The sequence below is a fragment of the Corallococcus macrosporus DSM 14697 genome (genome assembly GCF_002305895.1).
Taxonomy (GTDB): Bacteria; Myxococcota; Myxococcia; order Myxococcales; family Myxococcaceae; genus Myxococcus; species Myxococcus macrosporus.
On record NZ_CP022203.1, the window covers coordinates 4360817 to 4385005 of the forward strand.

15 protein-coding genes are annotated in these 24189 nt (G+C 70.6%); 5 read left to right on the forward strand and 10 right to left on the reverse strand.

Annotated features, from left to right (window positions below):
• Positions 1-31 precede the first annotated feature (31 nt).
• Positions 32-1954 (forward strand): membrane dipeptidase, encoded by a 1923-nt coding sequence (locus MYMAC_RS17985; protein WP_095958963.1) that lies wholly within the window; start codon positions 32-34, stop codon positions 1952-1954.
• Between the two features lie 161 nt (positions 1955-2115).
• Positions 2116-2937 (forward strand): siderophore-interacting protein, encoded by an 822-nt coding sequence (locus MYMAC_RS17990; RefSeq protein ID WP_095958964.1) that lies wholly within the window; start codon positions 2116-2118, stop codon positions 2935-2937.
• 34 nt (positions 2938-2971) lie between these two features.
• Here the strand turns inward: MYMAC_RS17990 and MYMAC_RS17995 are convergent, their stop codons facing one another.
• The 10 genes from MYMAC_RS17995 to MYMAC_RS18040 form a co-directional block, all read right to left on the reverse strand.
• Positions 2972-5998 carry an MSCRAMM family protein gene (locus tag MYMAC_RS17995; protein ID WP_095958965.1) on the reverse strand — a complete coding sequence of 1009 codons (3027 nt, stop codon included), beginning with the start codon at positions 5996-5998 and terminating at the stop codon, positions 2972-2974.
• A 6-nt stretch (positions 5999-6004) separates the two neighbouring features.
• Positions 6005-6352 carry a hypothetical protein gene (locus tag MYMAC_RS18000; RefSeq protein WP_013940251.1) on the reverse strand — a complete coding sequence of 116 codons (348 nt, stop codon included), beginning with the start codon at positions 6350-6352 and terminating at the stop codon, positions 6005-6007.
• Between the two features lie 104 nt (positions 6353-6456).
• A complete protein-coding gene (mxcL, locus tag MYMAC_RS18005) occupies positions 6457-7731 on the reverse strand; it encodes a myxochelin B biosynthesis transaminase MxcL (protein ID WP_095958966.1) in 1275 nt (424 codons plus the stop codon).
• Between the two features lie 38 nt (positions 7732-7769).
• A complete protein-coding gene (gene mxcK / locus MYMAC_RS18010; RefSeq protein WP_095961613.1) occupies positions 7770-8996 on the reverse strand; it encodes a myxochelin export MFS transporter MxcK in 1227 nt (408 codons plus the stop codon).
• A 27-nt stretch (positions 8997-9023) separates the two neighbouring features.
• Positions 9024-10376: a class II 3-deoxy-7-phosphoheptulonate synthase gene (locus MYMAC_RS18015; RefSeq protein WP_095958967.1), complete on the reverse strand. Its 1353-nt coding sequence runs from the start codon at positions 10374-10376 to the stop codon at positions 9024-9026.
• Positions 10373-14713 carry a myxochelin non-ribosomal peptide synthetase MxcG gene (gene mxcG / locus MYMAC_RS18020; RefSeq protein WP_095958968.1) on the reverse strand — a complete coding sequence of 1447 codons (4341 nt, stop codon included), beginning with the start codon at positions 14711-14713 and terminating at the stop codon, positions 10373-10375. The genes MYMAC_RS18015 and mxcG overlap by 4 nt, the downstream gene beginning before the upstream one ends.
• A 61-nt stretch (positions 14714-14774) precedes the next feature.
• Positions 14775-15674, reverse strand: a complete 900-nt coding sequence (locus MYMAC_RS18025; protein ID WP_095958969.1) for an isochorismatase family protein — start codon at positions 15672-15674, stop codon at positions 14775-14777.
• 13 nt (positions 15675-15687) lie between these two features.
• Positions 15688-17334, reverse strand: coding sequence for a (2,3-dihydroxybenzoyl)adenylate synthase (locus MYMAC_RS18030; RefSeq protein WP_095958970.1), 1647 nt, complete (start codon positions 17332-17334; stop codon positions 15688-15690).
• Positions 17331-18539, reverse strand: a complete 1209-nt coding sequence (gene dhbC, locus MYMAC_RS18035; protein WP_095958971.1) for an isochorismate synthase DhbC — start codon at positions 18537-18539, stop codon at positions 17331-17333. The genes MYMAC_RS18030 and dhbC overlap by 4 nt, the downstream gene beginning before the upstream one ends.
• A gap of 121 nt (positions 18540-18660) precedes the next feature.
• On the reverse strand, positions 18661-19434 hold the full coding sequence (locus MYMAC_RS18040) for a 2,3-dihydro-2,3-dihydroxybenzoate dehydrogenase (RefSeq protein ID WP_095958972.1): 774 nt from the start codon (positions 19432-19434) through the stop codon (positions 18661-18663).
• Between the two features lie 349 nt (positions 19435-19783).
• Between MYMAC_RS18040 and MYMAC_RS18045 the strand changes: the two genes are divergently transcribed.
• From MYMAC_RS18045 to MYMAC_RS18055, 3 genes are all read left to right on the forward strand, one after another.
• A complete protein-coding gene (locus MYMAC_RS18045; RefSeq protein ID WP_239989594.1) occupies positions 19784-22171 on the forward strand; it encodes an ABC transporter permease in 2388 nt (795 codons plus the stop codon).
• Positions 22172-22868: 697 nt separating this feature from the next.
• Positions 22869-23063: a hypothetical protein gene (locus MYMAC_RS36870; protein WP_043711235.1), complete on the forward strand. Its 195-nt coding sequence runs from the start codon at positions 22869-22871 to the stop codon at positions 23061-23063.
• Between the two features lie 63 nt (positions 23064-23126).
• A complete protein-coding gene (locus tag MYMAC_RS18055) occupies positions 23127-24050 on the forward strand; it encodes a hypothetical protein (RefSeq protein WP_095958975.1) in 924 nt (307 codons plus the stop codon).
• Positions 24051-24189 lie beyond the last annotated feature (139 nt).

Here is a 24189-nt window from a genome sequence, read left to right on the forward strand (position 1 = left end):
ACCTCCCCGCGGTACCGGAAAGGTGCACTGTATGCAGCGATGTATCGGACCCGCTCCAAGGCGTTTCATGGCTTTCTCCCTCGCGTCCGCCCTGGTGTTGAGCCAGGGGTGCCAGCCCTCCGAAGAGGACGCCCCCGTCGAGGAGTCCACGACGGCCGAGGTCTCCCAGCCCGTCTCCGTTCCGGGCTTCGCGGAGATGCATCACCACATGTTCGCCGAGGAGGCGTTCAGCGGTGGCTGGTTCCACGGCAAGCACACCGGCTCGCTGGTGAGCTGTGACGGTGGCTTCCCGGAGAGCGACCACGCGCGCGTCCGCATGGACCTGAGCTCCATGCTCAACGTGTGCCCCAACTCGGGCGGCGTGGACCTGAGCGGCGTGCCGGTGCTGTCGCAGATGTTCGGCGTGGGCGGCGCGGTGGCGTCCGAAATCATCGGTGAGATTGAAGGCACGGAGGGCGACACCGGCCTCCACCTGGGCCGCATGAGCGTGCCCACGCAGTGGCCGCGCTGGGACACCATCGCGCATCAGCAGTCCTGGGAGGGCTGGTTGCGGCAGGCGCACCAGGGCGGCATGTCCCTGGTCACCATCTCCCTGGTGAGCAACGAGTTCCTCTGCCGGGCGCTGCCGTACCAGAACCTCAAGCGGCCGTGTGACGAGATGGTGGACGTGGACATCCAGCTCCAGATGGCGCGGGACTTCGACGCCCGCACGTCCTGGGCGGAGATTGCCCTGTCCCCCGCGCACGCGCGGCAGATCATCGCCTCCGGCAAGCTGGCGATGGTGCTCTCCATCGAGTCCAGCAAGCTGTTCGGCACCAAGAACTGGCAGTCGGAGCTCAACCGCGTCTACTCGCTGGGCGTGCGCTCCATCCAGCCGGTGCACCAGCTGGACAACCGCTTCGGCGGCGCGGCGCCCCACAACGCCATCTTCCAGGTGTCCCAGTTCCTGGAGAACTGCCACGTGGACACGGACTGTGGCCTCACGGGCAACGGCTTCACGCTGGGCTTCGACGTGGACGCCAACTGCAAGAACACCAAGGGCCTGACGGCCGAGGGCCGGGCGCTGGTCGCGGAGATGATGAACAAGGGGATGCTCGTCGACGTGGCGCACATGTCCGAGCGCTCCGTGGACGAGACGTTCGCCATCGCCCAGGGCCGGAACTACTACCCCATCTACATCTCCCACGGTCATTTCCGCGAGGTGATGCACCCGGGCCTGGCCGCCAACGAGAAGACGACGCCCGCGTCCATCATCCGCTACCTGCGCCAGACGGGCGGCATGTTCGGCCTGCGCACCGCGCACGACGAGACGCGCGACTACACCCGCACGCCGGTGGCCAACAACTGCCAGGGCTCCACGCGCTCCTTCGCGCAGGCCTATGAGTTCGGCCGCCAGGGCCTGAAGGTGAACATGGGCTTCGGCGCGGACCTCAACGGCTTCATCCAGCAGACCCGCCCGCGCTTCGGTCCGCACGGCGCCTGCTCCGCGGGCTTCGCCGCCGAGGCCGCCGCCCAGGCCCAGCAGCAGCTCAGCGCCGGCCCGCCGCCGCTGGGCACGGACTTCGACAACTACGGCCTGGCCCACGTGGGCCTGCTGCCGGACATGGTGCGCGATTTGAAGCAGCTCGGCGTCAACACCACCGGCCTGGAGGGCTCCGCGGAGACCTTCATCCGCATGTGGGAGCGCGCCACCGGCACGCGCACCGGCATGGCGGACGCCGCGACGAACATCGACACCGGCGGCGTGGCGGCCTACGTGCCGAAGGAGACCCGCGCGTCCTGGTACCCCACCACCTCCACCTGCACCAACGACAGCCACTGCGCCAGCACCCAGTACTGCGGCTGGGGCCTCAACGCCGGCAAGTGCCAGAACAAGAAGGCCCGGGGCGCCATCTGCGGCAGCGACCGTGAGTGCGTGTCCAACAACTGCCGCTGGACGATGACCTGCGGCTGAGGTTGCTTCCCGGCATGTGGGCGTGTCGGCTCACATGTCGGGCGTCTCCGCGGCTGGCTGCTCGCTGAGCGGCGGCCACCGCGGGGGCTCCTTCATTCGTTGCCCGACCGGGTGCCGCATGGTATCGAAATTGAGAGTCAATATCGATATCTGGAGCATGCGTGACGACGACGACCACGACAGAGCGTGTGTACCGGCGCGGGCCGTTCCCCGTGAAGTTCCGGCTCCTGGAGGTGAAGCGGGTGACGCGGGTGACGCCGCGGATGGTCCGCATCACCCTGGCGGGCGAGGACCTGGAGGGCTTCTACAGCCCGGGCGCCGATGACCACGTGAAGCTGCTGTTCCCGGAGGAGGGCAAGCGCATGCCTGTCATCCCCACCGTGACGCCCACGGGGCTTCAGTTGAAGGAAGGCGAGCGCAAGCCGGACGCGCGGGACTACACGCCGCGCCGGTACGACGCCGCGGCGGGCGAGCTGGACATCGACTTCGTGCTGCACGGCACGGGGCCCGCGACGACGTGGGCGAGCAAGGCGCAGGTGGGCGACCTGCTGGCCGTGGGGGGCCCGCGTGGCTCCACGTACGTGGCGCAGGACTTCGACTGGTACCTGTTCGCGGGTGACGCGTCAGCGCTGCCGGCCATCGGGCGGATGCTGGCGGAGCTGCCGGAGGGCAAGCGCGCCATCGTGTTCTGCGAGGTGCCCGACGCGTCCGAGGAGCAGCCGTTCCCCACGCGCGCCAACGCGACGGTGACGTGGCTGCACCGCGACGGCGTGGAGGCGGGGCGCTCGGACGTGCTGGAGCGGGCCATCCGGGCGCTGGAGTTTCCTCCGGGGGACTGCTTCGCCTGGGTGGCGGGTGAGGCGCACACCGTGCGCCCCATCAAGGACCACCTCGTCAACGAGCGCGGCGTCAACAAGAGCTGGGTCCGGGTGACGGGCTATTGGAAGCGCGGCGCCGCGGACCACCACGACGCGAAGGGCTAGGCGCACGGCGGAGCCCGGCGCCCCCGGGCGCTGCTCAGTAGGTCTCCGCCTCGGGCAGCGCCTGCGCCGCGTAGAGGTCCACCCACGCGTAGTCCGCGGCGCCCGTGACGCCCGCGCGGTTGACCTGGTGCGGGTGTTTCTCGATGAGGAGATCGTACTTGGGGTCGAGGTCGGTGACGGTCTTGTCCTGGGGCGGACTCTGCGTGCTGTCCTTGAAGGTGACGGTCGCCTTGGCCGGCTGCGGCACGGCGTGAGAGGCCGGGGCGGGGAGGCGCGTCGCCTTGGCGCTCGGCAAATCGGTGTCCGTGCTCGGGCTGGCGTCGACGATGGTGCACGCGTCGCTCCCCTGCGGCCCATCCACGTTGAAGACGAGCGCGCCCAACATCCCGCAGAGTGAGCTGGGCGTGATGGAGGCGCCCCACGAGGGGACGAGCTGGACCTGCACCTTGGCCGCCCCGGCGGGGGGCGCATTGAAGTACTTGGACATGCGGCCGGTGAGGTGGTCGAGGCAGACCTCCAGGCCGAAGGTGATGCCGTCCATCGTGAAGATGGAGCCTCCGCCGAGCCCGGTCGAGGTGACCTCGCCCGAGACGGGGTTCTTCTTGCGCGAGAGGGACTCGTCCGCGCCCTCGGTGGGGAGGGCGATGACGTCCTTGTCGCTGACGTAGATGTTCCGCTGTCCGGGCGCCCCCCAATGGTTCGAGCGGTTTCGCAGGAAGTCGATGTGGGAGATCTTCTCCTTGTACACGAGCCCCTCGCGCAGCCCGGCCACGTCGTCCGGGCCGCCGCGTTGGATGAGCGCGTAGTTGAGGATCTCGGCGGCGAGCGGCCCGTGGAGCACGCAAGGGTCGTCCTTGTCCACGCTCACCGCCGCCGGGAGCGTGAGCTGGTAGACGTCCGCGTCGAGCTGGGTGACGGCCAGGACGACCTTCTCGCTCGACGTCTTGCCGCTGAGCTTCGCCCGCCACTGGGCCACGAGGGGGAGCAGCGCGTTCTCGGCGGGGATCGACGCGCAGCAGCCCGCCTTGTCCTTGCCCCCGTGGGTCACCTTGATCACGGTCGAGTTCGTCGCCGCCTCGGCCACCTTGAGCGCGAACTGGGTGCTCTCCGATGGCGCCTGGGGAATCTGGCCAATCGCCGTGCCGTACACGAAGAGCCAGTCCTTGTACTTCGCGTCCTGGGTCTCCTCGCGCATCGAGGACATGATGAGGTGGAGGTCGTCCACCGGATAGGCGCCGTCCACGCCACGGAAGAAGAACTCGGGCGCCATGAAGACCTTCAGCTCCTCGGGCTTGTTGTCCTTCTCCTCGGCGTAGGCCGTGCTGATGGCCGCCTTCATCAGGAGACACCGCGCGAGGAGGTCCTCCTGGTTGTTCGGCAGGCCCAGGTATTGTTGGTCAAAGGGCAGGGACCGCTTGCAGCCGTAGGTGCAGGGGCTCGGGCTGTTGCTCATGCTGGGGTAGACGTGCCCGCAATCCCAGTTGGTGTGTTGATACCTGAGCTGCAACACATGGGGCGGCGGGCCGCCGCACGTGGTGGGGTCCGCCCAGTCCGCGCAGGTGGCGCACCAGTGATACGGGCCGGAGACGTTGGACACCACCGCGCAGGTGGGGCAGTTCGCCGTGGCCGAGGGGAAGTAGTTCCCGCACCCAGCGCAATGCTTGTACAGGGTGGCGCCGCACGTGCCGCAGCCCGTCGAGGTCTTCGGGTTCTGCGCGGAGCACTTGTGGCAGCGCAGCCCCTCGGTATACCCCGGCATGACGTTGTACCCGATGAAGCGGACCTTCGTGTAACGCGAGACGGTGAAGCGCACCTCGGCGGTCTTCCCGGCCTCGACCTTGAGCGTCACCTTGCCCGTGCTGTCCGGGCCGATCCGCCAGGTCTCGCTCGCCTCCTGGTTCTTCAGGACCTTGGCGTCGAGGTCCACGATTTCAACCTGGTAGTCGCCCGGGTCGAGGTCGCCGACCTCCTTCCAGTCCTCCTTGACCTTGACCTTGCGGCTCCCGGGCCGCTCCACCTCGACCTCGCGCTCGGCCGTGGTGGGCTCGCTGACCGGCGCGCCGAGGTCGCTCGTCTTGGCGATCTTGAGCTTGACGCGCTCCTTGAGCGCTTGGCCGTCATAGCGGTTGATGAGGATGCGGACCGCGCCCTTGGGGAGGGAGACCTCCACGACGAAGGTCTGGGTGTCGCCCTCGGCCAGGGTGATGGTGTCCGCGCTCATCAGCACGGGCATGTAGCCGGCGGCGGCGATGGCGATGGCGTAGTCGCCCGGCACGAGACCGGGTTGGTCCTTCGTGAAGTCGGTGATGCCGCTCGGCCGGGTCTTGTCGAGCGCGTGCTCCGTGCTGTCCTTCTTCGCGGTGAGCTTGACGGAGATGCCCTCGATCTCCCGCTTGCTCACCTGGTCCACCACCTTGACCCTGGGCGTCGCGAGCGGGATGAGCTCATAGGCGACGACCTTGTCCTCGCCGGGGGCGAGCGTGAAGGTGAGCGGCGCTTCGGGCGTGGCGTAGCGCTTCTTGTCTTCGTTGGAGAGGACGACCGTGAACTCGTATTGCCCGGCCGAGCGCTCCTCGAACGCGGCCTCGCCCTCACCCGCGGTCATCTTCTGGGTCGTGTCCTGGGCGCCCTCCTTGAAGGTGAGGGAGACCTCGGCGTCATTGAAGCGCTGCTTGGCGTCTCCCTTCTTGACGACCTGGACCGTGACCCTGGCCTTCCGGGGCAGCACGAAGCACGCGTATTTGAGCTCGCCGGCGGACGTCACGTGGACGTTGGTGGTCTTGAAGGCCGGCGGATCGTACTTCTTGAGGAGCTCCGCATCGAGCTTCGGGCCCACGGTGTAGGTCTTCAGCTCGAGCCGCTGGAACACAGCGAAGCCCGCGTCGGTCGTCTCCGCCGTATGTTCGGAGGCCTCGACCGGGACGTGCTTGAGGTTCCTCCACTCGTCGTCCACGACCTGCGCCCAGAGCTCGCCCTTCTGCTCCAGGCACTGCTTCTGGACGGAGGGGTGCTGCGCGGCCTGGGGGCAATCCAGCTCGTAACCGCAGATCTCACACTTCATCGTTCGTCACGGCGGTGAGAGCCGCCGCCCCCCCGTCATGGCGCTGAAGCGCGCGCGGATCGCCTTTACCTTCACGTCGCCTGGAAGTGCCGTGTCGCCCAGCATCCGGTCCGCCCAGGCGCGCTCGGGCGAACGCTCGAAGCGCTCGCCGAACTCCACCATCAGCTCGATGAGGGAGACGGCGGCGCCATCGCCGCGAATCCCCAGGCGGGCCCTGGCCTCCAGGCCCGACTTCACGAGCGCCCGGAGGCGCGCCTCCCCGAGCGCGAGGGCGTGCTCCGGGTAGGTGTGGAGGATGTGCGCCTCCACCTTCTCCGCGAAGCGCGCATCCACCGTGGCCTGGAAAGCGGCCATCTGTTCGCGTCGGATATGCAACACCCCACTTCCCGTAACACGCGGCCGTACGGCCCGTCAAAGACCGCTGAGGTCGTGGCGTGTCACGAGTGCGTAGACGGGCTTCACGCCGCCGCCGGCTTCGCGAGCGAGCGGAGCACCTCGCCCGTCATCTCGACGGCGTAGTCGATCTGCTCCTCGGTGTGCGCCGTGCTGAGGAAGGTGACGTCGCGGCGCAGCAGGATGCCCCGGCGGGCCATGGCCGCCTGGAACGGCTGCATCTGCCTCGCGTGCTCCGCGGGGTCCTTGTTGAAGAGGAAGAAGGGGATGGCGTCATAGCCAATCACGCGCAGCGACGAGCCCGCGGCCTCGGCCTGGGCGTTGACGCCCTCGCGCAGCTTGCGGCCCAGGCGGGCCAGGTGCTGGACGTAGGCGCCGTCCCGGTAGTTCTTCAGCACGGCCTCGCACACGTAGAGCGACAGCAGCTCGCCGCCGAAGGTGGTGGAGACCTGGAGCTCGCTCAGGCGGCTGAGGTGCTTCGCCGGGCCAGCGATGGCCGACAGCGGCATGCCCGCGGCGATGCTCTTGGACAGGGTGACGAAGTCCGCGCGGACGTCGAAGAATTCCTGGGCGCCGCCCACCGCGAGCCGGAAGCCGGTGACGACCTCGTCCAGGGCCAGCAGGACGTTGTTCGCGGTGCAGGTGGCGCGCACCTGCTGGAGGAAGGCCGGGGTGAGGGGCCGGTTGTAGGGCACCGACAGGAGCACCAGCGCCAGCTCGCTGGCGTTCTGCTCGATGGCGGCCAGCAGGGCGGGCTCGTCCGGCGGCGTGAAGAGCGGCATCCGGAGGGTGAGCGCGGCCAGCGTGGGCGGCACCCCCGGCGTGTCGAACATGAAGTGGTCGTGCCAGCCGTTGTAGCCGACGGTGATGATCTTCTGCTTGCCGGTGAGGTGGCGCGCCAGGCGCACGGCGGCGGAGGTGGCGTCCGCGCCCGTCTTGAAGAAGCGCGCCATCTCCGCGCCAGGGATGAGGTCCACCAGCGTCTGCGCGGCGGAGACCTCCACGGGCGTGGGCAGCGAGTGCAGGACGCCTTCCTCCAGGTGCTCGCGGATGGCGTTCAGCACCAGCGGGTCGTTGTGGCCCAGCATGTTGGCGCCCAGGCCGCCGATGAAGTCGATGTACTCCTGGCCGTCCACGTCCTCCACCAGCGCGCCCTTGCCCTTGGCGAGGAACACCGGGAAGGCGCCCGGGGCGAACATCTCCGGGCGCTTCATCATGGACTGCGTGACGCCAGGGACCAGCCGCCGCGCGTCGGCGAGGAGCTGGTTGGAGCGGTCGAGCTTCAGCTCGCCCTGGATGGGGCGAGGCAGGGAGGGGTGCTTCTTGACGGGGGTGTCCATGGACGTTTCCTTCTGTGTTTCGAGACGGAGACTGCGGTTCACGGCGACGAGGGCGCCGCGCTGAGCGGGACGGCGCCGCGGCCAAAGGTCCAGAGGATGACGAGGGAGACGGTGGTGACGCCCACGGCGAGCCAGCCCGCGGTCCCGAAGCCCACCAGCGCTCCGCCTGGCGCGGTGACCAGCAGCATCCCGCTGGCCCACGCCGCGAGCCCGGAGGCCCCGTCGCTGGCGGCCATGTTCATGGCCATGTAGCGCCCGCGCAGCGGCGGCGGCACCTTCGCGGAGATGAGCGCGAGGGTGGGGATGGGCCGCGTGGACGTCATGGACATGAAGAGGACGAAGGCGACCATCACCACCGGTAGCGGCGAGGCGGGGAGGTGCGAGAAGCCCAGGTGCGGCACCATGGTGCCCACCAGCAGCGCCGCGAGCACCCGCGCGGGGCCGAAGCGGTCCACCCAGCGGCCCACCTGACGGGCCGCGAGCAACGTGGCGGCGCCGCCGGCCAGGTACACCCAGGGCAGGTCGGTCTGCTTCAGCCCGAGGTTCCCGACCATGAACGCGCTCAGGTACGGAATCAGCAGGAAGCTGGAGAAGGCGACGCTGAAGGTCAGCAGCCAGCCCAGCGCGAAGCCCGGCGTGAAGAGCGCCGTGACGGGCGGGCCCTGCCGCTCCGGGCCCGAGCTGACGTGCGCGTCCAGCCGCGGGAGCACGGCGAAGAGCCCGCACCACAGCAGCGCGCCGAGCATGCCAATGGCCCAGAAGGGCGCGCGCCAGCCCAGCAGGTTGGCCATGCCCAGGCTCAGGGGCACGCCCGCCACGGCGGACAACCCGAGCGACGACATCACCGTGCCAATGGCCCGGCCGCGGCGCTCGCCGGGGATGGTGTCCGCGAGGATGGACATGATGACGGCGCCCATGAGCCCCGCGCAGCCTCCCGCGATGCTCCGGGCCATCAGCAGCCACGCGTGGCTCTGCGCCGCGCCGCAGGCCAGCGTGGCCGTGATGAACCCCCCCAGGATGGCCAGCAACGTGCTTCTGCGGCCGAACCTGTCGACCCACGCGAGCCCCAGCACGCCCATGGCGGCGGAGGCCAACGTGTAGGAGGACACCAGGGTTCCGAACTGCGCGGCTGACAGGTTGAACAGCCGCATGAACTCCGGACCCAGCGGCAGGACGATCATGAAGTCCAGCAGGTGGGTGAACTGCACGCCCGCCAGCAGCAGGATGAGCAGACGCTCCTGTCGCGGTGAGAACGAAGCGGTCACGAGAGGCTCCAGCAAGGCACGGTGATTTCAGGCCGCACGGGCTTCGTGCGAGCGGACGGAGGGCATGGACTCCGCGACGAGGAAGGCCAGTTGCAGCGCCTGGTCCGCGTTGAGGCGCGGGTCGCAGTGGGTGTGGTAGCGGCTGCAGAGGTCGTCCTCCGTCACCGGCTGGGGGCCGCCCAGGCACTCGGTGACGTTCTGCCCGGTCATCTCCAGGTGCAGGCCTCCGGGGTGGACGCCCTCGGCGGCGGCCGCGTCCATGAAGCCGCACACCTCCGTGAGGATGCGGTCGAAGGAGCGCGTCTTGTAGCCGTTGCCCGCCTTGTGGGTGTTGCCGTGCATCGGGTCGATGGACCAGATGACGGGGCGGCCGTCGCGGCGGGTGGCGGCCATCAGCCGGGGGAGCCGCTCGGCGACCTGGTCCGCGCCGAAGCGGCCGATGAGGGTGATGCGGCCGGGGATGCCCTGGGGGTTGAGGACGTCCATCAACCGGAGGACCTCGTCGGGCTCCATGGTGGGGCCGCACTTGATGCCAATGGGGTTCTGGATGCCGCGCATGAACTCCACGTGGCCGCCGTCGAGCTGGCGGGTGCGCTCGCCAATCCACAGCATGTGCGCGGAGGTGTCGTACCAGCCGCTGCCGTCGGGCTCGGCGCGCGTCATGGCCTGCTCCACGTTGAGGAGCAGGGCCTCATGGCTGGTGAAGAAGTCCACGGCGTTGGCGCCGTGGCGCGGCTCCGGGCTGACGCCCAGGGCGTTCATGAACGACAGCGATTCCAGGATGCGGTCCGCCAGCAGGCGGTTGATGCCGCCCTGGGGCCAGCGGTGGGGCTCGGAGAGCTCCTCGTAGCCCCGCTGCGCGAAGGCGCGCAGGAGGTTCAGCGTGGCGGAGGACTGGTGGTAGGCCTTGAGCAGCCGGCGCGGGTCCGGGGTCCGCGCCTGGGCGTCGAACTCCATGCCGTTGATGATGTCGCCGCGGTAGCTGGGCAGGGTGACGCCGTCCACCGTCTCCGTGGGGCTGGAGCGCGGCTTGGCGAACTGGCCGGCGATGCGGCCCACCTTCACCACCGGGCGCCCGCCCGCGAAGGTCAGCACCATGGCCATCTGGAGCAGCAGCCGGTAGGTGTCCCGGATGTTGTCGGTGGTGAACTCCTTGAAGCTCTCCGCGCAGTCACCGCCTTGCAGCAGGATGGCCTTGCCCTCGGCGACCCGGGCCAGCCGCGACCTCAGGCGGCGCGTCTCCTCGGCGAACACGAGCGGTGGCAGGCGGGACAGCTCGGCCTCGGTGTGGGCCAGGGCCTGGGCATCCGGATAGTCCTCCGGCATGTACTTGACGGGCTTGTGCCGCCAGGAGTCTGGCGTCCAGGTTCGGTTCGTCACGGGAGGGCCGTTTCAGTGGAAGGGCGGGTGGCGGGCAGGGGCGGCAGGAGGCCCCGCGAGATGCAGTAATCGAGGTAGCGGTACAGCAGCGCGCGGTCCGTGGGCGGGCAGGTGATGCCCGTGCCCTCGAGCGCCTGATGGACCCGCTCACAGCGGATGGGGCCCAGCCCGAACGCGGGCCCGTCCGAGCCAGCGCGCAGGTCGAAGAACGCGAGCGTGGACTGGTTCTCACCGGTGCCGGCGCGCTCGGCCACGCGGTCGCGCCACTCGCCAATGGGGCAGTGCTCCACGGGGTAGCCGTAGTCACGGACCCAGGCGAACAGCTCGGGCAGCCGCACCTCGGGCGTGGGGCACAGGTTGAAGACGGTGGGCGGACGCGCGTCCCGCGCCATGCGGACGATGGCGCCGGCCACGTAGTCCACCGGGGTCCACACCTCGGCGACGTCGAGCCGCGGCAGCGCGCCCACCGGGATGCCGGCCAGCAGGATGCGCCACACCAGGTCCTGCGGGTTGACGATGGCGCTGTCGGGCGCGCCCACCACGCGGCCCAGCCGGTACACCGACACGGGCAGGCCGCGCTCGCCGGCTTGTTCGACGAGCCGCTCGGCGATCCACTTGCTCTGCTGGTAGCCGTCGCGCAGGCCCGGGTGCGCCGGCACGAAGGCCTCCGGCACGTCGGGGCTGAGGTTGGACTGCGGCGCCACCGCGAGCGTGGACACGTAGTGGAAGGGCTTGGCGCGGACGGCGGCCGCCAGCCGCAGCAGCTCGCGGGTGCCGCGCACATTCACCGCCTGGAGGCTGCCGTACTCACGCACCACGCTGACCACCGCGGCGTTGTGGATGACGCCGTCGCACTCCGAGGCCAAGCCGTGGAAGCGCGCTGGGCCCAGGCCCAGCCACGGCTGGGTGAGGTCCGAGGGCACCGCCACCACGCGCTCCATCAGTCGCTCCGGGGCGAGCTGCTGGGACGTCAGCGCGGCCTGGATGCGCTCCAGGGCGTGGGCCTCATCGCGGGCGCGGACCAGGCACACCACCCGCGCGTCCGTCTGGCGCAGGAGCTGGTCCAGCAGGTGCGCCCCGACGAAGCCGGTGGCGCCGGTGAGGACCACCTGGCGCAGCCGCGGAGACTCGGTGGCCTCCACCGTCAGGCGCGGGACGACGTCCTCGGCCAGCACCGCGTCGGCGAGCATCGCCTCGGTGAGGCCGCCCGCGTCGGACGCGCCGTCGGTGCCTTGCTCCAGCGCCTGGGCCAGGCCCGCGGCCGTGGGGTGACGGAACACGGTGGCCACGGGGATCTCGCGGCCCAGCTCGATGCTGAGCCGGTTGGCGACCTGGATGCTCTGGAGCGACTGGCCACCCAGGTCGAAGAAGTCGTCCTGCGCGGACGTCGTCGTCACGCCCAGCACCTCTTCCCAGACCTTGAGCACCACGCGCTCCAGGGCGGTGGTGCCCGCCGTCGTGGTCGCCGTCTCCTCGGTGGGGAGCAGGCGCCGCAGCTCCTTGCGGTCCAGCTTGCCGGTGCTGGTGCGCGGCAGGCGCTCCGCGAAGAGGAAGGTGCCGGGCACCATGGGCGCGGGCAGGCCGTCCAGCAGGTGCTGCCGCAGCGCCGCCACGGTGGGCGCGGGCGGCGTGGTGACCACGTACGCGCACAGCCGACGCGAGCCGCTGGGGAGCACCTGCCCGACGACGGCCGCCTCGCGCACGCCCGGGTGGCGGAGCAGCGCCGTCTCGACCTCGGACGGGTCGATGCGGTGACCGCTGATCTTGAACTCGTCGTCCACGCGGCCCACGAACACCAACTGGCCGTCCTCGCGGAGCCGGGCCTTGTCGCCAGTGCGGTAGGCGCGCGGACTTCCCGGCAGCGCATGGAGCGCGATGAAGCGCTGGTCCGTCAGCGCCTCGCGGCCCAGGTAGCCGCGGGCGAGCGCGCCGCCCAGCAGGAGCAGCTCGCCCTCCTCGCCGGTGGGGACGAGGTGGCCCTGGGGGTCGACCAGCGCGGCGCGTACACCCGGCAGCGGCCGGCCGATGGGGACCTCCGCGCTGGCGGACGGGACGGCGTCGCCGCCGCTGAGCGTGGCGATGGTGGCCACCACGGTGGCCTCGGTGGGGCCGTAGGTGTTGAGGAGCCGGACGTTGGCGCCGGCGGAGGCCCGCCAGCGGGCGACGCGTTCAGGCAGCGCGGCCTCACCGCCGATGATGACGGTGCGCAGCGAGGGCGGCAGCCGGGCCGCGCCCGTGGACACGCTGTAGGCCAGCTCGTGCCAGAAGGCCGTGGGCAGGTCCAGCAGGGTGATGCCTTGGGCGGCGCAGGCTTCCAGCAGCCGGGGCACGGACTGGAGCATCTCGTCGGTGCGCAGCACCAGCGAGGCGCCGGCGCACAGGGCGACGAAGAGCTCCTCCACGCTGGCGTCGAAGTGCAGCGGGGCGAACTGCAGCACCCGGTCCTCGGACGTCACCTCGTAGCGGAACGTCGCGCCCGCGACGAAGTGGGCCAGGGCGTCGTGGTCGATCTGCACGCCGTTGGGCTGGCCCGTGGAGCCGGAGGTGTAGATGACGTACGCCAGGGATGCGCCGGTACGGCCCGGCGCGGGCGCCTGTTCGGGGCCGGCGCGCCGGTGCACGGCGAGCTGACCGGGGGCCAGCGGGGGCATGCCCGCCGTGAGGTCCTTCACGGCGCTGCTCACCGTCACGCGCGGCGCGGCGTCATCCAGGATGGCCCGGGTCCGGGACTCGGGGCCGAAGGGGTCCACCGGGAGGTAGCCCGCGCCAGCGAGGAGCACGCCCAGCGTGGCCACGATGGCGTCGATGCTCCGGGGCACGGAGACGGCCACCAGTGAGTCGGGCTGGACGCCCTCGGCCCGCAGCCGCTCCGCGAGCGCCTGGGCGGACTGGAGCAGCGCTCCGTACGTGAGGCGGTGCTCGCCGTGCTCCACGGCGATGGCGTCGGGCCGCGCGCGCGCCTGCTCCTCGATGAGCTCCAGCACTGTACGCGCGGGAATGGGCAGCGGCCCGCCGTCCGCGATGGAGGGCCGTGCGCTGGCCTTGGCTGGGCGCACGGGCTGCTCGGGAGACGCCACCAGCGATTCGAGGAGCTGGAGGAAGCCGCGCTGGTGGGTGTCCAGCACCTCGGGGCTGTAGCAGGCGGGGTTGGCGTCGAAGTCCACGCGCAGGCCGCTGCCGTCGGAGCGGGCGTACATGCCGATGGACAGGTCCTCGACGGGGCCCGCGGAGAGGTTGTGCGCGAAGGCCGGCATCCCCGCGAAGCGCAGGGCGTAGTCGAACGGCATGATGTTGACCACGGGGCCGAAGAGCCGCCGCTGGCCGCCCACGCGCTTCAGGTCGCGGCGGAGCTGCTCGTAGCGGTAGCGCAGGTGCGGCCGCATGGCGCGCAGCTCCGCGGCCACGTCACGGGCCACGGCGAACAGGCCCGCGTCCGGGCGCACCGGCACGCGCAGCGGCACGATGTTCATGGCCATGCACGGCACCCGCAGGGCCGCCGAGCCCAGGCGAGTCATCACCGGCAGCCCCAGGACGACCTCCGGCGCGCCGGTGTGCTGGTGCAGCCAGGCCGCCGTCGCCGCCAGCACCAGGTCCGGCCACGTGAGCCCGGCCTGCTTCGCGGCGGCCTGCATGCGCTCCACGTCCGCGGGCGACAGGTGCCGCGTCTGGCGCACGAACTGGGGAGACATCTGCGCGGGCTCCGCGAGCGTCACCGGCGTGGGGCCGTGGGCGAAGCGCTCCACCCAGAAGGCGCGGTCCACGGCGTGCCGCGGGCCGGACTGGTAGGCGGCGTCCTCGTCGAGCACGGCGCGCAGGGAGCCGAAGCCGCCCGTGGCGGGCTTGCCCGTCACCCGGGCGGTGTAGAGGTCCGCCACGCGGCGGGCCACCAGTGAGAAGCCGAAGCCATCCAGGGCGATGTGGTGGGCGCGCTGGAACCAGAAGTAGCGGTCCGGCGCGGCCTTGAAGAGCGCCTCCGCGAACAGCGGGCCCTGGCTCAGGTCCACCGTGCGCGTCAGGTCCTCCCGCATCCAGGCCTGCGCCGTCGCCCAGGGGTCGGGCGAGGCGCTGACGTCGGCGACGTGCAGGCGCCACGACGCGCGGGGCTGCACGAACTGCACGGGGCCCGAGTCGCCGGGGAAGAAGCGCGCGTGCAGCGCCTCCGCCTCGTCGATGGCCTGCCGCAAGGCGGACTCGAAGTGCTCCAGGACGAGCGGCCCGCGAATCTCGATGCATTCGCCCGCGTTGTAGATGGCGCTCGCGCGGTCGAACTGCTGGCCGACCCAGATTCCGTGCTGGGCCGCGGACAGCGGCCAGCCTGCTTCGTGTGTTTCGCCCATCGCCAGGGACTCCCGTGTGTTCATGCGTCAGGGGCGCGAGGTGGCTCGCGCGCCGCAAGTGCTACGCGGCGTTCCGGGAAGCGGGCGTGGTGCCCAGGGAGAGCAGCGAGTACCAGTCGGCGAGCGTCGGCCGCTCCGCCAGCTCCACGAAGGTGGTCTCCGCGCCAGCGGCCCGCCACTTCTCCACCAGCGTCATCAGCCGGATGGAGTCCATGCCGCGCTCCAGCAGGTTGTCGTCGTCGCCCAGGGCCTCGGGGGCCTCCTGGAGCAGCTCCGCCACCGCGGCGCGCACCTGCTCGCGGGTGAGCGTGTTGGCCGTGGGGACGGGGCCCAGCGCGTCCAGCACCTGCTGCGTGGTGGCCGTGACGGCGCACAGCTTGGACGCGTAGTTCAGCGCGAGCTGGTGGTGCTCCAGGGAGAAGTCACCCAGCGCGTCGGCGATGAGGAAGGGCCGCACGTCGCTCATGAAGGCGTCGCTGGCCGTCTGGAGGCAGCCGATGTGCGCGTAGATGCCGGAGATGAGGATCTGATCGCGGCCCTGCTTCTTCATCTGGTCCATCAGGTCCGTCTTGCGGAACGCGCTGTAGCGCCACTTGGTGAGCTGGATGTCGCCCTCGGCGGGCGTCAGCGCGTCGATGATGCGCTTCTGCTCCGTGCCGCCGTTGATGCCGTTGCCCCAGAAGTCCAGCAGCAGGCCGCGCTGCTCGGGCGTCTGGCCCCCCGGCTGGGCGGAGTACACGACGGGGATGCCCAGGGCCGTGCAGTGCTGGCGCAGCCGCTGGATGTTGGCGACCAGCTCCGTCACGGGGGACTGTCCCTGCGTGAAGGCGTCCACGAAGTAGCGCTGCATGTCGTGGATGAGCAGCACGGCGCGGCTCGGGTCGGGCGTCCAGGAGACCTTGTTCGCCGGGAGGTCGGCGACGCCGGGCATGGGATAGGGAGCGATGGCGGGGAGCGCCATGGGAGGGGTCCTTTCAGCGCGTGGCGCGCGAAACCGGGGGGGAGGAGGGGGCGTTGGCGAGCACGTCGCGCAGCGCCTTCTTGCTGACCTTGCCGACGCCCGTCTTCGGGAACGTCTCGACGAACTCGACGCGGTCGGGGATCTTGAAAGCGGCCAGGCCGCGCTGGCGCAGGAAGGCCGTGAGGACCTTGGGCGCGGGCGGCGTGCCTCGCGCGATGACGAAGGCGCAGGTGCGCTCGCCCAGGAACGCATCCGGCACGGCGACCACCGCGGCGTCGTGCACGTCGGGGTGGGCCAGCAGGTGGTTCTCCACCTCCTCGGCCGCGACCTTGTCGCCGCCCCGGTTGATCTGATCCTTGGCGCGGCCCTCCACCACCAGGTTGCCCTGGGGCGTCAGGCGGACCACGTCACCGGTGTGATAGAAGCCGTCCACGGTGAAGGACTTCGCGTTGTGGGCCTCCGCCTTGTAGTAGCCGCGGATGGTGTAGGGGCCGCGCGTGAGGAGCTGGCCCGTCTCGCCTGGCGCCACGTCCTCGCCGTCCTCGTCCACCACCCGGATTTCATCGTCCGGGGAGATGGGGCGGCCCTGGGTGCTGACGATGAGGTCCTCGGGGTCGTCCAGGCGCGTGTAGTTGACCAGGCCCTCGGCCATGCCGAACACCTGCTGTAGCGTGCAGCCCAGCGTCGGCTTCACGCGCCGGGCCGCCTCGTCGCTGAGTCGGGCGCCACCGACCTGGAGCACCTTCAGGCTGGCGAGCTGGTGCCGGCGCGCCTTGGCCGCGTCCATCCACACCATGGCCAGCGGCGGCACCACCGCGGTGAGGGTGACGCGCTCGCGCTCGATGAGCGGGAACACCGTGTCCGGGCTGGGGTTGGGCGCCAGCACCGCCGTGCCCCCCGCGTAGAAGGTGCCGAGCACCCCCGGCGAGCTGAGCGGGAAGTTGTGCGCCGCGGGCAGCGCGCACAGGTACACGCTGTCCTCGTCGACCTGGCAGATGTCCACGCTGCCGCGCAGGCTGTAGATGTAGTCGTCGTGCGTGCGCGGGATGAGCTTGGGCACGCCCGTGCTCCCGCCGGAGAGCTGGAAGAAGGCCACGTCGCTGGGGGCGGGCCCCGGCGGCAGCTCGGTGGGCGCGGCGAACAGGCTGCTCAGCGGCGTGAAGGCGCCCGCGTCTCCGGCGACGATGACGTGCTTCAGCGTGGGGCAGTTGGCGCGCACCTGCTCGGCCAGCGCGCGGTAGTCGAAGCCGGCCTGCTTGTCCGCGATGACGTAGGCCACCGCTTCGGTGAAGGCGCAGAAGTAGCCAATCTCCGACGCGCGGTGCGCGGGCAGCGCGAACACCGGCAGCGCGCCCAGCCGGAAGAGGGCGAAGATGACCTCGAAGAACTCCGCCACGTTGGGGAGCTGCACCACGACGCGGTCCTTCGCCTGGATGCCCAGCGCGTGGAAGCCGGCGGCGAGCTGGCTGACGCGGGCGTCCAGCGCCGCGTAGGTGAGGCGGCGCTCGCCGGCCACCAGCGCGGTCCGCTCGCCGTGGCTTCGCGCGCGCTCGTGCAGGAGCTGACCGAACGTCTCCCCGCGCCAGTAGCCAGCGGCGCGGTAGCGGGCGGCGTAGTCCTCCGGCCAGGTGGGGCAGCCTGGGAGGGTGGTGGACGTCACGACTGCACCCCGGCGCTCTGGCCCAGGCCCATGGCGTGGAGCATGGTGCGGAACTTGGCCTCGGTCTCCGCCAGCTCGGACTCGGGCGTGGAGCCCACGACGATGCCGGCGCCCGCGAACAGGCGCAGGCTGCGCTCGCTGGCCTCCGCGCAGCGGATGGTCACCGCCCACTGGCCGTCACCCGTGGCGTCGCACCAGCCCACCGTGCCGGTGTAGTAGCCGCGCTCGAAGGGCTCGATGGAGCCGATGGCCTCGTGCGCCAGGCGGGTGGGGTAGCCGCACACCGCGGGCGTCGGGTGCATGGCCGCCGCCAGCGTCAGCGAGGAGATGGACGGGTCGGCCAGCTCGCCGGTGATGCGGCTGGACAGGTGCCACATGGTGGCCGTGTTCACGAGCGACGGGCCGGCGGGCACGTTCAGCGTCTTGCAGTAGGGCCGCAGCGCCTCCGCGACGGCGTCAATGACGACCGCGTGCTCGTGCAGGTCCTTGGGGGACTTCAGCAGCGCGGCGGCGCGCTCCTGGTCCTCCAACGGGTCGGGGCTGCGGGCCGCGGAGCCCGCCAGGGGATTGGCCACCACCTGGAAGCCGGAGCGGGACACGAGCAGCTCCGGGCTGGCGCCGATGAGCGTGCGCGGGCCCGCGCCCGGCGTCCCCTCCATCGCCGGGAGGTCGGCGGCGAAGGTGTAGCCGGACGGGTTGCGCTGGGCGAGGTTGCGCAGCAGCTTGCGCAGGTCGATGGGCGCGGCGGCGTTCAGGTGCAGCGAGCGCGACAGCACCACCTTCTGGAGCGGGCCGCGCTGCATCAGCTTCAGCGCCTGCGCGACGCCGTTCAGGTACGCGGCGGGCTCCGGCACCGGCTGCACCGTGTAGCTGGCGGTGAGCGGCCGCTGCACTGGCACGTCCTGGGCGAACTCCAAGGGCCCGGCGCGCTGGAGCGTCAGGGGCACCACGAGCTGCGCGGGCACCGAGCCGTCGAACGGCACCGCGCCCACGGCCACCGGGATGTCGTGGTCCGCCTGGCGGGCCTCGTTCAGCACCGCCGTCACGCGCTCGGGGAGCCGCGCCAGGGCATCCGCGCCGCCCAGGTGCGGCACGGTGGCGAAGGTGCCGCGCGCCAGCAGCGTGCGGCGGGGCGTGGCGAAGAAGAACGAAGAGCCGGCCTCGTAGCTCTCCAGCAACTGCGCGGCGAGTGTCTGCGGTCCCATGCGGTGTTCCTGTTCCTTCAGCTCAGCGGGCGACCCATGCTGGGGGCCGGATGAATTGGATCCTAGTAATCATTCTCAACTTATGGGCGGGCGAGGGCCGCGCGGCGCCACCCGGGGAGGGCTAGGCGTCGAGCGTCGCGCCGCCGTCGACGCGGAGGTCGTGCAGGGTGATGTGGCGTGCCGCGTCCGAGACGAGGAACCGCACCGCGTTGGCGATGTCCTCGGGGGAGGCGATGCGTTGCAGGGGGATGCCCAGCCGGTAGGACTCGGGCGAGCCGGCGATGACGGCCTGCGCGCCGGAGTCATCCGCCCAGAGCGCGCGCTGCATGGCGGTGTCGGTGGAGCCCGGTGACACGACGTTGCAGCGGATGCCGTGTGGGGCCAGCTCCAGGCCCAGGCACTTGGTGAACATGCTGGAGGCGGCCTTGGACGCGGCGTAGGCGGCCATCTGCGTGCGGGGCACGGCGGCGGCGTTGGAGCCCACGGTGACGATGACGCCACGGCGACGGGGCACCATGCGGCGGGCCACGGCACGGGACACCTGGAACACGCCCAGGGTGTTGACGGAGAAGGTGAAGGCCCAGTCCTCGTCGCTGTAGGACAGGACGGGGCCCGTGCGCAGGACGCCGGCCACGTTGGCCAGCACCTCGATGGGCCCCAGCTCCTGCTCGATGCGCTCCACCACTGCGTCCACCGCGGCGACGTCACTCACGCTGACCGGGTAGCCCACCGCGTGGTGGTGCTGCTCACGAAGCTCGGTGACCAGGGTGCCCAGGCCCTCCGCGTTCGTGTCGACCGCGGCGATGAGGGCTTCGCCCGCGAGCGCACGCGCCACTGCCGCGCCAATACCTTGTGCGGCACCTGTGACGAGTGCCACCCGGGTGGGCGTTCCCATGTCCTTGTTCCTCCTTCTGGGGTCCTGCGCCCGCTCGCTGGGGTCTTAAGTGGATAATGAGAATGATTCTCATTATTGAAGTGACGCAGATTAGTGCCACGCAGCGTCAAGGGTGTCAAGAAGGGAAGTGCGGGATTGCGGGGAACGCAATCTGTCAGGGCCGCCGGTTGGATGGCCTTGCGGTAGAATTCCGGCGTGGCGCCATGCGCCGTGGAAGTGGCTGTCATTGTTCGATGATGGGATCTCGCGTGCCACGGGCGAACGCGATTCACGTCACGGCGGAGCGCGCAGCGGCCCCAGTCCGAGGTGTTGATTGATGGCGTTGGAGTTGCAGCGGAGCCGGGCCTTCATGTCCCAGCTCCTTCAGGACGTTCGCCTGTCCCTGCGTCGCATGCGGCGCGAGGCCGCCTTCACGCTGGTCATCATCACCACGCTGGCGCTGGCCATTGGCGCCACCACCGCCGTCTTCAGCGCGGTGTACCAGGTGCTGCTGCGGCCGTTGCCGTACCAGGCGCCGGAGCAGCTGGTGACGCTGTATCAGTCAACGCCTCAGCGCGAGCGGCTGGGCGTGTCGCTGAAGTCGCTCCAGGCCTGGCGTGAGCGCGCATTCTCGTTCCAGGGGCTGGAGGGCCTGTCGATTCGCGACATCACCCTGGCGGCGGACGGCGAGCTGGAGCGGGTGCGCGCGGGCCGGGCGACGGCGGGCTTGTTCTCGCTCCTGGGCGTGCGGCCGTTGCTGGGCCAGGACTTCCGCGCGGACCTGGACGGCACCGGGCTGATCCTGTCGCATGCGCTGTGGCAGCGGCGCTTCGGGGGACGCCCGGACGTGGTGGGGCAGACGGTGATGGTCGACGAGCAGCTCCACACGGTGGTGGGCGTGCTGCCGCCGGGCTTCCGCTTCGCGCCGGACGTGGAGGCGTGGAAGCCGCTGGCCCTGTCCGCGGAGGAGTCGGCTGGCGGGGTGTGGCTGCGCGTGGTGGGGCGGCTGCGCGACGGCGTGTCGGCGGAGCAGGCGCGCACGGAGCTGTCCGCGCTGGGGGCGGCGCTGGTGCGCGAGCCGGACTTCGCGGAGGAGCCCTCCGGGGTGCGGCTGCTGCCCCTTCACACCCAGGTGGTGGAGGGCTCCCAGGAGCGGCTGTGGCTCCTGGCGGGGGTGGTGGGCCTGGTGTTGCTGGTGGCTTGCGCCAACGTGGCCAACCTGTTGTTGGCCCGGGCCTCGGCGCGCGAGCGCGAGGTGTCCGTACGCGCCGCCCTGGGCGCGGGCCGTGGGCGGCTGGTTCGGCAGTTCCTGGTGGAGAGCGGGATGTTGGCGCTCGTGGGTGGCGCCGCCGGGCTGGTCCTGGCGATGTGGGGCGTGGACCTGCTGCGCGCGCTCATGCCGCCGCAGTTCGTGGGGGCCGAAGGGCTGCACCTGGAGCCGCACCTGCTGGCCATCGCGCTGGTCCTCTCCGTGCTGACCAGTCTGCTCTTCGGCCTGATCCCCGCGCTGCGTGTGTCCCGCGCGGACGCCCGGGGCGCGTTGGGCGGGCTTCGTGGGGGCGCGGGGGCCACGCGGCGCGAAGGGGGGCGGGTGGTGCTGGTGGTCGCGCAGGTGGCCCTGGCGCTGATTCCGCTGGTGGGCGCGGGCCTCATGCTGCGGACGCTCCATGCGTTGAGCGCCGTGCCGCTGGGCTTCAATCCCCAGGGCGTCACGGTGGTGGACCTGTCCCTGCCTTCAACGAAGTACCGGGGCGAGGCTGCCCAACGCGCCCTCTTCTCCACCTTGCTCGAGCGGGTGCGGGAGCTGCCGGGGGTGACGTCCGCGGGCATGTCCAGCACGGTGCCGCTGTGGGGGCGCAATGGCCTGGCGCCGGTGCTGCTGCCGGGCGAGCCGGAGTCGACGGCGGACACCCGGGAGCTGGTCATGTTCCGCACCACCAGCGACGGCTACTTCAACACCCTGGGCATTCCGCTGATGGACGGGCGCGCCATCGAGACCTGGGATGGCCCGGGCACCGCGCCGGTGGTGGTGGTGAACGAGACGTTCGCCCGGCGCTACTTCCCGGGACGCAGCGCGGTCGGTCAGCGCGTGCGCCTGATGCTCGACGGTGAGACCTTCCGCGAAATCGTGGGCGTGGTCGGGGATGTCCAGCACAACAGCCTGGAGGCGCCCCCGGCCCCGGAGGCCTTCGTGCCCATGGGACAGCTCTGGGGGCTGCACATGCTGCTCACGGTGCGTGCCACGCAGGACAGCGCGGCGCTGGCTCCGGTGCTGCGGGAGCAGCTTCGCGCGGTGGCTCCCGCGCTGCCGAGCGCGTCGGTGCGCTCCCTGGCCTCGGTGGTGGACGCCAGCCTGGGCCACACGAAGGTGCTGAGTTCGTTGCTGGTGGCGCTGGCGGTGCTGGGGCTGGTGCTCGCCGGTGTCGGGCTCTATGGCGTGCTGTCCTATTCGGTGAGCCAACGGACGCGTGAGCTGGGCATTCGCATCGCCCTGGGCGCGACCGAGCAACAACTGGTGTGGCGGGTGGTGGGGCAGGGGCTCCGGATGGCCGCGGCCGGTGTCGCCCTGGGCCTTTGCGGCGCCGCCGTGCTCGCGCGCGGCCTGTCCAGCGTCCTGTATGGCGTGAGTGCGTTCGACGTCGTCACCTTCGCGGCCGTGCCCGCGTTGCTCGCCGGGGTGGCGCTGCTGGCGAGCTGGTTGCCCGCGCGCCGCGTCACCCGGGTGCCGCCACACGAGGCGCTGCGCTCGGACGGCTGAGGCGGCTGGCTTCCGCAGTCGGCCAACCAACTGTCCGCGGTGAAGCGGCGCCGCCTCCTCGCGGTGGCCAACCGTGAGGAGCCGCACTGCTCGCCCGGCGCAAGCACCTCGGCGCTCACCGGGACCACGCCTGACCAACGCTTGTCGCCCCTCGTGCTTTTGCGCCCCCTGCTGTTCGGGCCTGCCCGCCGGCAGCGCGTTGGCCCGCAAGTGGGCGGCCATCCCCGAAGGACTCGACGTGCTCATCACCCATGGCCCTCCTGCGGGCTTGGGGGCACCGCGCTTGAGCGGATGCGTGTACCCGTCATTGACACGTCAGCGACACCCCATGACGTGTCATCCATACCCCCACGGTACGTCTCGGGGCCGCGCTTCCCACCCATGGGAGCACCCCAGCCGGACGTGCCTGCCGGAGCATGGAGGACGCTCGCACATGCAAGGTGTGGGCATTCCTTTGCCTGGAGACGACTGGCATTGGTGTTGCACAGCACGGGCTCGCATGTCTGCCGATTCCGCCACCCTGCAGGAGGTGACCGTGACGAATACGCGTGGCGGGCTTCAACCGCCTCGTGCCGCACAAAGCCCGCACGTTCGATGGCGCGCCTGGGTTGCAGGGCGCGTCGTTGCGCGCCGTGCTCGGCGAGAGCGACTCGGTCCAGTGCGCCTTGACGACGGCTGGCTAAATCTGGAGGACTTGTTGCCCCACGGCCTCACGAAGCGCGGGCACGGCGCTCCGATGGGGTTCAAGACCCGGTACGTGCACCACCACCCGGAGACTTTCCATGCTGCCCTGGCGCGCAGCGGCGCCACCATCCAGCAATGCAAGACGACGCGCCTCTGCCCGTATCCCCGCTTCATCCCTTCGGCCATTCCCCAGCGCATCAACCTCTGAGCGCGGCGGCGCTCCTGACTGGACCTGAAAACAATGCGACCCGATGCTTCCCGTGCAAGTGGAGTGTTGAATCAAACTCCGGAATATCAATCCTGTATCCAGAGCTCAGAGAAGGTGTCCTGGCGTCTTGATGAGCTGTTGCCCAAGGACACGGTCCTGGATTTCAGTCGCCGGTTCCTTTCGGATGCGCTGACGGGCGCGGAGGCCATTCCCTTCCTGAACGCCGAGGAGCGGCTGATGCTGAATCACATCCGCTCCAACAGCTATGCGCACCTGTTCCTGTTCCTGGAGGAATACGCCGTTGCGCTGGCCGCCCAGCGCGCCAGCCAGGAGCTGCACGGGAACGCGACGCACATGCGCGCGCTCCTGCGCTTCACGGAGGAAGAGCTGAAGCACCAGCAGCTCTTCGCGCGCTTCACCGGTGCGTTCGCCCGGGGGTTCAAGGTCGTCCCCGCCCTGCTCGACAACCACGTCGAGGTGGCACGGGCCATCATGGCGAAGTCGAACCTGGGAGTGCTCATCTTCAACCTGCATCTGGAGTTGATGACGCAGCAGCACTATCTGGAGACGGTTCGCGGAAACAAGACCGAGCTGTTGGATCCGCTGTTCTGCAACCTGCTCAAGCACCACTGGCTCGAAGAGGCGCAGCACACCCGGCTGGACTTCCTGGAGGCGCAGAAGATCCTCTCCCGGGAACCCGATACACTGGACGCGGCCCTCACGGAGTATGGGGAGTTGCTCCAGGCGCTGCGGGGGACGTTGAACGCCCAGCTCGCGCTCGATCTCCAGACGTTGGAAAAGGCGGTGGGGCGCACATTCACTCCGGAGGAACACAAACACCTGTTCGAGTCCCAGGAGCGTTCGTATGTCTGGGGTTTCATCGGAATGGGGATGAAGGCGCCCCTCTTCCTCTCACGCCTGCGCGCGCTCTCCCCCATCGCCGAGCAGCGCGTCCTGGAGTTGGCTCCGACATACTACTGTGATTGAGGCGGATTTCGGGGCCGGCGCCTTGCCCTGCCGGTCCCGCGATGTTCATCGCGAGGCCCGTGCCGCTCGGCTCGTGCACCCGCAGCGCATTCCATGCCGATTTGGAGGAGTTCATCTTCTCGGTGGGGGAGCCCATGAC

What these genes read in the sequence shown, in the direction of transcription:
- MYMAC_RS17985 (WP_095958963.1), top strand. Translation starts at nt 32, where the DNA reads ATGCAGCGATGTATCGGACCCGCTCCAAGGCGTTTCATGGCTTTCTCC.
- MYMAC_RS17995 (WP_095958965.1), bottom strand. Translation starts at nt 5,998, where the DNA reads ATGAAGTGTGAGATCTGCGGTTACGAGCTGGATTGCCCCCAGGCCGCG.
- MYMAC_RS18000 (WP_013940251.1), bottom strand. Translation starts at nt 6,352, where the DNA reads ATGGCCGCTTTCCAGGCCACGGTGGATGCGCGCTTCGCGGAGAAGGTG.
- mxcL (WP_095958966.1), bottom strand. Translation starts at nt 7,731, where the DNA reads ATGGACACCCCCGTCAAGAAGCACCCCTCCCTGCCTCGCCCCATCCAG.
- mxcG (WP_095958968.1), bottom strand. Translation starts at nt 14,713, where the DNA reads ATGGGCGAAACACACGAAGCAGGCTGGCCGCTGTCCGCGGCCCAGCAC.
- MYMAC_RS18025 (WP_095958969.1), bottom strand. Translation starts at nt 15,674, where the DNA reads ATGGCGCTCCCCGCCATCGCTCCCTATCCCATGCCCGGCGTCGCCGAC.
- dhbC (WP_095958971.1), bottom strand. Translation starts at nt 18,539, where the DNA reads ATGGGACCGCAGACACTCGCCGCGCAGTTGCTGGAGAGCTACGAGGCC.
- MYMAC_RS18040 (WP_095958972.1), bottom strand. Translation starts at nt 19,434, where the DNA reads ATGGGAACGCCCACCCGGGTGGCACTCGTCACAGGTGCCGCACAAGGT.
- MYMAC_RS18045 (WP_239989594.1), top strand. Translation starts at nt 19,784, where the DNA reads ATGTCCCAGCTCCTTCAGGACGTTCGCCTGTCCCTGCGTCGCATGCGG.